The organism is Cellulomonas sp. APG4 (genome assembly GCF_009996735.1).
Lineage (GTDB): Bacteria > Actinomycetota > Actinomycetes > Actinomycetales > Cellulomonadaceae > Actinotalea.
The window spans coordinates 46,929-57,687 of record NZ_JAACYI010000023.1; the positions used below are offsets into that span (position 1 = coordinate 46,929).

Here is a 10,759-nt window from a genome sequence, read left to right on the forward strand (position 1 = left end):
GCACGGCTAGAGGGTCCGACGTGCCGGGTACAGCGGGCCATTCTGCCAGATCCCCCGCGTGCGCGGCACCGGGCACGCGGGCCCCGGGCGGGGCCTGCACTCAGTGCTCCGTGAGCGAGCGGCCTCGCAGCTCGGGCAGCAGCAGGGCCGCACCGGCAGCGAGGACGAAGGAGATCGCGAAGGCGGCGAACGTGACCTGCTCGCCCCCGACGGCGAGCAGCGGTGGCACCGCGAGCGGGGCGAGGATCGAGGCGATGCGGCCGAAGCCTGCTGCCCAGCCGGCGCCGGTGGCCCGCAGCCGCGTCGGGTAGATCTCGGGCGTGACCGCGTAGAGGGCTCCCCACGCCCCGAGGTTGAAGAACGACAGGAGCATGCCCGCGACGAGCACGCCCGTGGCGCCGTCGGCCCAGCCGAACACCGCGGCGGCCCCGGCCGAGCCCACCAGGAACGTGGCGAGGGTCGCGCGGCGCCCCCAGACCTCGACCAGCACGGCGGCCACGGCGTAGCCCGGCAGCTGGGCTGCGGTGATGGCGAGCGTGTAGCCGAACGACTGCACGAGGGAGAAGCCCTGGGCCACGAGCAACGAGGGCAACCAGATGAACGCCCCGTAGTAGGAGAAGTTGACGAAGAACCAGACGAGCCAGATCGCCGCCGTCCTGCGTCGGACCCCGGCAGCCCAGAGCGCGACGGGGCCCGTGCGCGCGCGACCGACGACGGCGGCGTCGGTGCCACGCGTGTCCTGGTCCGGGCCGGGCTCCGGCGACACGACGTCTGCGGACGCCTCGAACTCGCGCACCACGGCCTCGGCCTCGGCCGTGCGGCCGGCCCGCTCGAGGAAGCGCACCGACTCGGGCAGGCCACGACGCACGACGAGCGCGTAGAGCGCCGGCACGGCTCCGATGAGCAGCGCCCAGCGCCAGCCCTCGGGGTGGTCGCGCACCACGAGGTAGCCGATGACCGCCGCGAGCACCCAGCCGACGGCCCAGAAGGCCTCGAGCACCACGACCACGCGACCGCGGATGCGCGCGGGGGCGAACTCGCTCACGAGCGTCGACGCGACGGGGAGCTCGGCACCGAGACCCAGGCCGACGACGAAGCGGAGAGCCATGAGCGCCGCCACCGAGCCCACGAGGGCGGACGCGCCGGTGGCGAGCCCGTACACGAGCAGGGTGAGGGCGAACACCTGCCGCCGTCCGACGCGGTCGGCCAGGAGTCCCCCGACACTCGCGCCGAGCGCCATCCCGAGGAAGCCGACGGACGCGATCCAGGACATCTCGGCGTTGCTGAGCTCCCACTGGACCTTGAGCGCCGCGATGACGAAGGAGATGAGGCCCACGTCCATCGCGTCGAGCGCCCAGCCGATGCCGGAGCCCACCACGAGGCGGCGGTGGCGCCGGGTGAACGGCAGGCGGTCCAGCCGCTCGGGCCGCGTCGCCGGCCGCTCGACGGCCGTCATCCGTGCGTGCCGACGACACGACCGCGCAGGACGACGGCGCGCGGGTGGCCGAGCGCGCGGACGTCGTCACGCGGGTCGGCCGCGAGCACCACGAGGTCCGCCGGGGCGCCCTCGCTCAGGCCCGGGACGCCGAGGTACTCGCGCGCCCGCCAGCTCGCGGCGGCGACGACGTCCGCGGCGGGCACACCGGCCCGCACCATCTCGGCGGCCTCGTCGGGCAGCCGGCCGTGCTCGATCGTCCCGCCCGCGTCCGTGCCGACCAGCAGCCGCACACCCGCGTCGTGCAGGTCGCGCACGTGCGCGTACCGCCGCGCGTGCAGCCGTCGCATGCGCTCGGCGAACCGCGGGTAGCGCACCGCCTGGGCCGCGATGGCCTCGAACTGGTCGACCTGCAGGAGGGTCGGGACCACCGGGATCCCGCGCCGCGCGACCTCGTCGACGTGCTCGGGCAGCAGACCCGTCCCGTGCTCGATGCAGTCCACGCCCGCGGCGAGCAGGCCGGGCACCGCCTCGGTCGAGAACGTGTGCGCCGTCACGCGTGCGCCGCCCGCATGGGCGGTCCGCACGGCCTCGGCGAGCACGTCGTCGGGCCACAACGGGCGCAGGTCACCGTCCGGGCCCAGGTCGCGGTCGATCCAGTCGGCGACGAGCTTGACCCAGCCGTCACCTCGCGCGGTCTCCTCGGCGACGGCCGCCGGCAGCTCGCCCACGTCGGCGAGCTCGCGGCCGTAGTGGCGCAGGTAGCGCCTGGGCCGCGCCAGGTGGCGTCCGGCCCGCAGCACCCGCGGGAGGTCGGGCCGGTCGTCGACCCACCGCGTGTCGGCGGGCGAACCCGCATCACGGACCAGCAGGGTGCCGGCGTCGCGGTCCGCGAGCGCCTGACGTTCCGCGACGTCCCGCTCCACCGGGCCGTCGGCCCCGAGCCCGATGTGGCAGTGCACGTCGACGAGTCCCGGCAGCGCCCAGCCGTCGAGCGTCACGACGTCGGCCGAGCGTCGGCCGCGGGGCGGGTCGAAGGTCACCCGACCGTCGACCACCCACAGCTGGTCGCGCACGTCGTCGTCCCCGGCCAGCACGCGCCCGCGCACGTGCAGCATCGGGCAGCGGCCTTCGTCGACCGTCACCTCAGCGCCCCAGGAAACGCTCGAGCCCCGGCGGCACCTCGACGTCGGCCGGCTCGGCCGGCGGGCGCGCACCGCCCAGCCCGAAGGCCGACCCCGCCGGTGCCTGCGGCGTCCGCCCGGCTGCGCGCTCGGCGGCCTCGCGCTCCTGCTGCGCGCGCTTGGCCGGGTTGCCCGACCGACCCTTCTTGCCCTTCTTGGGCTGCGGCGCCATCCGGCCGCGGGACTTCTTGCCGCCCATGCCCGGCAGCGCACCCATGCCGGGCATGCCCGGGGTCGCGCCACCACGGGCCATCTGCCGCATCATCTTCTGCGCGGCGGCGAAGCGCTCGAGCAGCTGGTTGACCTCGGAGGCCGTGGTACCCGAGCCGCGGGCGATGCGCGCGCGGCGCGAGCCGTTGATGATCTTGGGGGTGCTGCGCTCGGCGGGCGTCATCGAGCGGACGATCGCCTCGATCCGGTCGACCTCGCGCTCGTCGAAGCTGTCGATGGCCTCACGCATCTGCCCCATGCCTGGGAGCATCCCGAGCATCTTCTTCATCGAGCCCATCTGACGCAGGCCCTGGACCTGGACCAGGAAGTCCTCGAGCGTGAAGTCCTCACCGCCCGCGAGCTTGCCGGCCATGCGCTCGGCCTGCTCGGCGTCGAACGCCTTCTCGGCCTGCTCGATGAGCGAGAGCACGTCGCCCATGTCGAGGATGCGCGAGGCCATCCGGTCGGGGTGGAAGACCTCGAAGTCGGTGAGCTTCTCCCCCGTCGAGGCGAACATGATGGGCCGCCCCGTCACGCTCGCGACCGAGAGGGCGGCGCCGCCGCGCGCGTCACCGTCGAGCTTCGACAGCACGACGCCGGTGAAACCGACGCCGTCGGCGAAGGCCTGCGCGGTGGTGACCGCGTCCTGGCCGATCATCGCGTCGATCACGAAGAGGATCTCGTCCGGCTGCACCGCGTCGCGGATGTCCGCCGCCTGCTGCATCATCTCGGCGTCGACGCCCAGGCGTCCCGCGGTGTCGACGATCAGGACGTCGTGCTGGCGGGTCCGGGCCAGATCGAGACCCTCACGGGCCACGGCCACGGGGTCCCCGGGCGGCACAGCGGGGCCCGCGGCCTCCGCGCTCTCCTGCGTCCCCGGGTGCGGCGCGTGCACGGGGACGCCCGCGCGCTCACCGACCACCTGGAGCTGGGTCACCGCGTTGGGGCGCTGGAGGTCGGCCGCGACGAGGAGCGGCGTGTGGCCCTGCTCGCGCAGGTGGCGCGCGAGCTTGCCCGCGAGGGTCGTCTTGCCCGCACCCTGGAGGCCCGCGAGCAGGATGACCGTCGGCGGGGTCTTGGCGAACCGCAGCGCGCGCTGCTCGCCGCCGAGCACCGCGACGAGCTCCTCGTTGACGATCTTGACGACCTGCTGCGCGGGGTTCAGCGCACCCGAGACCTCGGCCGAGAGCGCGCGCTCACGGACCGTGCCGGTGAACGCCCGGACCACGCTGACCGCGACGTCCGCGTCGAGCAGCGCCCGCCGGATCTCGCGCACGGTCGCGTCGATGTCGGCCTCGGACAGGCGGCCCTTGCTGCGCAGGTTCTTGAAGGTCGCAGTGAGACGGTCGGACAGCGTGGCGAACACGGATGGGACCTCACGGGCGCGTCGGGTGCACAGGTGGTGGAGCTGGCGACGACGGCGCGGCGGTGCCCTCGTCAGCGGTTCAGCCTACCCGGGCGGCACCCGGCTGCCTGGCGCCCCCGCGGTCGCCGGGTCCAGCCGCGCGTGCGCGCGCCGCACGAGGTCGTCCACGAGGCGCGCACGCCACGGGGTCCACGTGGTGGGCCCGGCCGCCGACGCGTCGGCCTCGGTGAGCGCCCGGAGCAGGTCGAGGAGGTCGCGTCGCCCGTCGACGGCCGCCACGAGTGCCGCGACCGTCGCGGGGTCGTCGGGGTCGCGCTGGGTCGCGAGCTCCGCGAGCGTCAGGTGGTGACGCACGAGCCGTTCGACGTCGGCGACCACGCGTTCGTCCACGCCGGTCCGGCGGAGGATCTGCGGCACGAGCGCCGCGCCCTCGACGCTGTGGTCCGCCGCTCCCGCCCGCTTGCCGATGTCGTGCAGCAGCGCCGCGAGGAGCAGCACCTCGTCGCCGGCACCGCCGCGCCGACCGCGACCCGCGCGTGCGACGGTCTCGACGAGGTGCCGGTCGACGGTGTGCCGGTGCACCGGCGAGCGCTGGGGGCGGTTGCGCACCGCGGCCCACTCGGGGATCCAGCGCGTGACGACGCCGGCGAGGTCGAGCGTCTCCCACACGGGCACCTGCGCATGGCCGGCGCCGAGGAGGTGCAGCAGGTGGGCGCGCGCCGGGGCCGGCCACGGCGTGGGCAGGTCGGGGCTGCGCGCGAGGCTCGCGACCGTCACGGGCGACAACGGGAGCGCCGTGCGTGCCGAGGTCGCCGCTGCCCGCAGCGGCAGGAGCGGATCGTCCTCCGGGCGCACTCCTGCCGCGAGCACGAGCTCGCCGTCGTGCTCGACGAGCCCGTCACCCACCGCACGCAGGCGCGGTGCGAGGCGCCGGCCCCGGACCACCACCGGGCGGCGCAGGGACGGGCGCGCGAGCGCCTGACGCGCATGACGGACCGTGGTGTCCAGCGCGTGCGAGACGGTGCGCGCCGCCTCCGCGAGACCCGCGAGGAGCTCGTCGGCGTCCGCCGCCCCGACCAGTGACGCGACCTCGTCCTGGTCGGCGCGCAGCAGCCGGTTCGTGGGGCGTCGCGTCACCACGTGCAGGGCGTCGCGCACGTCCAGGAGGTGGGCGTACGCCTCGTCGACGGCTCCGTGCGGGCGGTCCGTGAGCCACGTGGCCGCCAGCGCGAAGACGACGACGGCGTCGCGGATGCCACCGCGCGCCTCCTTGAGGTCGGGCTCGACGAGGTAGGCGAGCTCACCCGCGCGCTCCGCCCTGGAGCGCGTGCTCGTGAGCAGCTCAGGCAGCCGTCGCCGGGCCGCGGACCGCCAGTCCTCGTGCAACGCGGTCCGTGCGCGGTGCACCACACCCGCGTCCCCTGCGACGAGCCGCAGGTCGAGCAGCCCGACGGCGGCGGGGAGGTCGGTCGAGGCCACCTGCCGGCACTGTGCGAGCGAACGGACCGAGTGGTCGAGGTCGAGGCCCGCGTCCCAGATCGGGTACCAGACCCGCTCGGCCACCTGGGCGACGGCGTCGGGCCGGTGCGTACGCCCGTCGTGGACCAGGAGCAGGTCGAGGTCGCTCGCCGGGCTCGCGTCCTGGCGCCCAAGGCTGCCCACGGCTCCCAGGGCGACGCCGTCGGCGGTCGGCAGCTGCGCGACCGCCTCGCGCCACAGCCCCGCGAGCCGGTGCTGGACGAGTGCGGCCCCGGCCTCCCGGCGGGTCCGGCCGTCCGCACCGGGCCCCGTCATGCGGGCCGCGAGGTCGAGCCGGTCGGCCCGCAGGCCCCGCACCCCGGTCTCGTGACCGGGGTGCGGGGCTCCGAGGGGAGACCCGGCCGCGTCGTGCGGCCGTCGGATCATCGTCGTGCCGTCAGAGCGCGTCGGGACCGTGCTCGCCGGTGCGGACGCGGGCGACGTCCTCGACCGGCACCGTCCAGACCTTGCCGTCACCGATCTTGCCGGTCTGCGCGGCGGTGACGATCACGTCGGTCACGCTCGGGGCGTCGACGTCCGCGACCAGCACCTCGATCCGCACCTTCGGGATCAGGTCGACCGTGTACTCGGCCCCCCGGTACACCTCGGTGTGCCCGCGCTGACGGCCGTAGCCGCTCGCCTCGCTGACGGTCATCCCGCGGACGCCCGCGGCCTCGAGGGCCGACTTCACGTCGTCCAGCCGGTGCGGCTGGATCACTCCCGTGACCAGCTTCATGCCTTCACCTCCGTCGTCGAGTCGGTCCCGCGAGCAGCGGCGACCGGGGTCTCAGCCTGCCGGGTGCGCGTGCCCCCGAGGGTCTCGTACGCGGTCTCGCCGTGCTCGGCGAGGTCGATCCCCGCGACCTCGACGTCCTCGGGCACCCGCCAGCCGATCGTGACCTTGACGAGGGCCGCGATCACGAAGGTGAGCACCAGGGAGAAGACGATCGCGAACGCCGCCGCGACGACCTGGGCGACCAGCTGGTCCGCGCCGCCGCCGAAGAACAGGCCACCCTCGGTCGCGAGGAAGCCGATCGCGACCGTGCCGACGAGGCCGCCCACGAGGTGGACGCCCACCACGTCGAGCGAGTCGTCGTAGCCGAAGCGGTACTTCAGCCCCACGGCCAGCGCGCACAGGGCACCGGCGACGACACCGAGGATGATCGCACCCACGGGGTTGACCGCGGCCGCGGCGGGCGTGATGGCCACGAGGCCCGCCACGATGCCGGACGCCGCGCCGAGCGACGTCGCGTGCCCGTCCCGGATCTTCTCGACCACGAGCCAGCCCAGCAGGGCCGCACCCGTGCAGACGGTCGTGTTGAGCCACGCGAGGGCGGCGGTCTCGTTCGCGCCGAAGGCCGAACCCGCGTTGAACCCGAACCAGCCGAACCACAGCAGGGCCGCGCCGAGCATCACGAACGGCAGGTTGTGGGGCTTCATGGGCTCCTTGCCGAAGCCCTTGCGCTTGCCGATCAGGAGCACGACGGCGAGCGCCGCGACGCCCGCGTTGATGTGCACGACGGTGCCGCCCGCGAAGTCGATGGGTGCGGGGAGCGACCCACCGAGGAACCACTCCTCACCGAAGAGCAGGCCGCCGAACCACACCATGTGCGCGAGCGGGAAGTAGACGAACGTCACCCAGATCGCGGCGAACACGAGCCACGCGCTGAACTTGACACGCTCGGCGATCGCTCCGCTGATCAGCGCGACGGTGATGATGGCGAACGTGACCTGGAAGCCGACCGTGATCAGGTCGGTCAGCGGGTCCTCGCCGTTCATGATGCCGGACAGGCCCAGGTAGTCGCTGCTCCACCCGAACAGTCCGCCCGCGACGTTGTCGCCGGCCACCATGGCGTAGCCCCACAGGACCCAGATGATCCCCACCACGCCCATCGCGGCGAAGCTCATCATCATCATGTTGAGCACGGACTTGCCACGCACCATGCCGCCGTAGAAGAAGGCAAGGCCTGGCGTCATCAGCAGCACGAGGGATGCTGAGACAAGCATCCATGCCGCGTTCCCGGAATCCATAGGATCTCTCCCCTCGCCGGCCGGGCGGCCGGTCGGGACAACCTTCGGGGAGCGCTGTTTCGGTGCGGGGCGCTGGTCGTTACGGCACGGTGACAAGAGTCCGGCGCATGTGAACGTCGCGTTTCGCGCGCGGGCCCGGCGTCCGCATGACGGACGCCGGGCCCGCCGCGCGGACGGTCGTCAGGCCTGCAGCAGGCCGTCCACGAACGCCTCGGGCTCGAACGGGGCGAGGTCGTCGGGCCCCTCGCCCAGACCCACGAGCTTGACCGGCACTCCCAGCTCGCGCTGGACGGCGACGACGATGCCGCCCTTGGCGGTGCCGTCGAGCTTCGTGAGCACGATCCCCGTCACGCCCGCGACCTCGGCGAAGACGCGGGCCTGGTTCATCCCGTTCTGCCCCGTGGTCGCGTCGAGCACCAGCAGCACCTCGCTGATGGGCGCCTCGCGCGAGATCACCCGCGTGATCTTGCCGAGCTCGTCCATGAGCCCGGCCTTGTTCTGGAGCCGCCCCGCGGTGTCGACCAGCACGACGTCGGTGCGGTCCTCGCGGCCCCGGCGCACCGCGTCGAACGCCACTGCGGCCGGGTCGGCACCGTCGCGGTCGGAGCGCACCGTCGGCACACCCACGCGTGCGCCCCACGTCTGCAGCTGGTCGGCGGCGGCGGCGCGGAAGGTGTCCGCGGCCCCGAGCACGACCGTGCGGCCCTCGGCCACGAGCACCCGCGCGAGCTTGCCCACCGTGGTCGTCTTGCCCGTGCCGTTCACTCCCACGACGAGCACGACGGCGGGGTGGTGGTCGTCGCCCTCGACGGCGGGGGCGGTCGCAAGGCCGCGGTCGAGGTTCGGGTCGACGAGCTCGAGCAGCTGCTCGCGGAGCAGGTCGCGCACCGCCGCGGGCTCGCGCACACCCAGCACGCGGACCCGCTCGCGCAGGCGGTCCACGAGCTCGCCCGTGGGGCCCGCACCGACGTCGGCGAGGAGCAGGGTCTCCTCGATCTCGTCCCAGTCGTCCTCACCGAGGTGGTCCCGCGAGAGCACGGTGAGCAGGGCGGTGCCGAGCGGGGAGCCCGAGCGCGCGAGCCGCTCGCGGAGCCGCGTGAGCCGGCCTGCGACGGGCTCAGGCCGCTCGAGCGCAGGGGCCTCCGGAGCAGCGGGGGCCTCGGGGGCGGCGGGAGGGGCCGCGGTCGTCGTCCCGCCCGGCGACGTGCTCTCGACGGTGGGCGGCGGCGCTCCTTCGCGCGGGCCGCGACGACGGCGTGCCCGCAGGCCGAGCACGCCGAGCCCCGCGAGGAGCAGGGCGGGAAGTCCGACGAGGAGGAGGTCGCTGAGCTCGTTCACGACGGCAGTCTCTCAGGCCTTCCGTGCCAGGGCAGTCGCGGCGGTGCGGCCGACGGCGTCCGCGGAGTCGTCAGGCGTGGGCGCGGTCGTCGGAGGCGTGCGGCTCGACCGGCCGGCGCTCGACCGCGCCTCCGGGGTGCGCGCGCGGGATGAGGGCGCCCGAGCGGCCGCCACCCGACCGCGGGTGCGGGACGACGCGGCTGACCCGGCCCACGACCTGCCCGATGCGCTCGTCGCTCAGGTAGCGCTCCGTGCTGAGGTACGCCGGGCTGTCGGTCGCGCCCAGGGAGAACAGGTCGGCCACGGTGGCGTCGTCGTCGTCCTCCGCCACGGTGCGCAGCTCGTCAAGGACCCCGGGCCCACCGCGGCGGGCATCACGTCGCAGACCGGCGCGCGCGTCGGCCAGGAACTGCCGGACACCGGCCACCCCGCCCGCGGCGAGGCCACCCACGACGAGCACGACGAGCGCGGCCGCGAAGGCCAGCAGGGTCCAGGTGACGACGGGTTCCATGGAGCCAGTATCGGCCCGTGTGACGCGTCCTCACTGCACGCGTGACGGGCCCGGCCGAATCGGACACACGATCTCCACACTCGGCCCCGCCCCGGCGCGTCAGGCGGTCGAGTCCTCGCGCATGCGCTGACTGATCACCGTGGTGACGCCGTCGCCCCGCATCGTGACGCCGTAGAGCGCGTCGGCGATCTCCATCGTGCGCTTCTGGTGGGTCACGACGATGAGCTGGGAGTCCGCCTGCAGCTCGGTGAAGATCTCGAGCAACCGGCCCAGGTTCACGTCGTCGAGCGCGGCCTCGACCTCGTCCATCACGTAGAACGGGCTGGGCCGCGCCTTGAAGATCGCGACGAGCAGCGCGACCGCGGTGAGCGACCGCTCGCCGCCCGAGAGCAACGACAGCCGCTTGACCTTCTTTCCCGCAGGCCGCGCCTCGACCTCGATGCCCGTGGTGAGCATGCTCTCGGGCTCGGTGAGCACGAGGCGTCCCTCACCCCCCGGGAAGAGCCGTGCGAAGACCCGCTCGAACTGGACGGCGGTGTCGCGGTAGGCCTCGGTGAACACCTGCTCGACGCGCTCGTCGATCTCCTGGACGATCTGCAGGAGGTCGGCGCGCGACTTCTTCAGGTCCGCGAGCTGGGTCGTCAGGAACGTGTGCCGCTCCTCGAGGGCAGCGAACTCCTCCAGGGCGAGCGGGTTCACCCGGCCCAGCAACGACAGCGCCCGCTCGGCCGCCCGCAGGCGCTTCTCCTGCTCGGCGCGAACGTACGGGACCGTCCGCGCCTCGTCCTCCCCCTCGGCGGGAGGGACGGGCACGGGCACGTCCGGTCCGAACTCGTCGACCAGCACCTGGGGGTCGAGCCCGAGGTCCTCCACGGCGCGCGTCTGGAGCTGCTCGACCCGCAGCTGCTGCTGCGCCCGCGCGACCTCGTCCTTGTGCGCGACGTCCGTCAGCTCGGCCAGCTCCCGGGACCAGCGGTCGACCTCGGCGCGGACCTCGACGAGACCGGCGTCGCGCTCGGCCCGCGCACGCTCGGCCTGGTCGCGTTCGACCGACGCCCTGCGCAGCGAGTCCTCGAGCCGGCCGAGGGCCTGCTCGGCACCGGACCGGACGGCCTCGGCGCGGCGCGCCTGCTCGGCCCGCACGCGGGCCCGCTCGGCCGCACGCT

General features: G+C 74.4%; 9 protein-coding genes. All 9 read right to left on the reverse strand.

What is annotated here, in order from left to right; all coding sequences use genetic code 11:
* Positions 1-100: 100 nt before the first annotated feature.
* Positions 101-1,456 (reverse strand): MFS transporter, encoded by a 1,356-nt coding sequence (locus tag GXB85_RS15005; RefSeq protein WP_161918470.1) that lies wholly within the window; start codon positions 1,454-1,456, stop codon positions 101-103.
* Positions 1,453-2,553, reverse strand: coding sequence for an amidohydrolase family protein (locus GXB85_RS15010; protein ID WP_161918471.1), 1,101 nt, complete (start codon positions 2,551-2,553; stop codon positions 1,453-1,455). Before GXB85_RS15010 ends, GXB85_RS15005 begins: the two co-directional genes overlap by 4 nt.
* 28 nt (positions 2,554-2,581) lie before the next feature.
* Positions 2,582-4,195, reverse strand: a complete 1,614-nt coding sequence (ffh, locus tag GXB85_RS15015) for a signal recognition particle protein (RefSeq protein ID WP_161918472.1) — start codon at positions 4,193-4,195, stop codon at positions 2,582-2,584.
* A gap of 84 nt (positions 4,196-4,279) precedes the next feature.
* The gene (locus GXB85_RS15020) at positions 4,280-6,100 is read right to left on the reverse strand and encodes a [protein-PII] uridylyltransferase (protein ID WP_161918473.1); all 1,821 of its coding nucleotides are present in this window, start codon (positions 6,098-6,100) and stop codon (positions 4,280-4,282) included.
* Between the two features lie 10 nt (positions 6,101-6,110).
* Positions 6,111-6,449, reverse strand: coding sequence for a P-II family nitrogen regulator (locus GXB85_RS15025; RefSeq protein WP_161918474.1), 339 nt, complete (start codon positions 6,447-6,449; stop codon positions 6,111-6,113).
* Entirely contained in the window at positions 6,446-7,744 is a 1,299-nt protein-coding gene (locus GXB85_RS15030) for an ammonium transporter (protein WP_237728299.1), read from the reverse strand. Before GXB85_RS15030 ends, GXB85_RS15025 begins: the two co-directional genes overlap by 4 nt.
* Positions 7,745-7,924: 180 nt before the next feature.
* Positions 7,925-9,082 (reverse strand): signal recognition particle-docking protein FtsY, encoded by a 1,158-nt coding sequence (ftsY, locus tag GXB85_RS15035; RefSeq protein ID WP_161918475.1) that lies wholly within the window; start codon positions 9,080-9,082, stop codon positions 7,925-7,927.
* 70 nt (positions 9,083-9,152) lie between these two features.
* The gene (locus tag GXB85_RS15040; protein ID WP_161918476.1) at positions 9,153-9,593 is read right to left on the reverse strand and encodes a hypothetical protein; all 441 of its coding nucleotides are present in this window, start codon (positions 9,591-9,593) and stop codon (positions 9,153-9,155) included.
* Between the two features lie 99 nt (positions 9,594-9,692).
* Positions 9,693-10,759 (reverse strand): AAA family ATPase (locus GXB85_RS15045; RefSeq protein ID WP_161918477.1); only part of this gene is annotated, 1,067 nt, incomplete at its 5' end.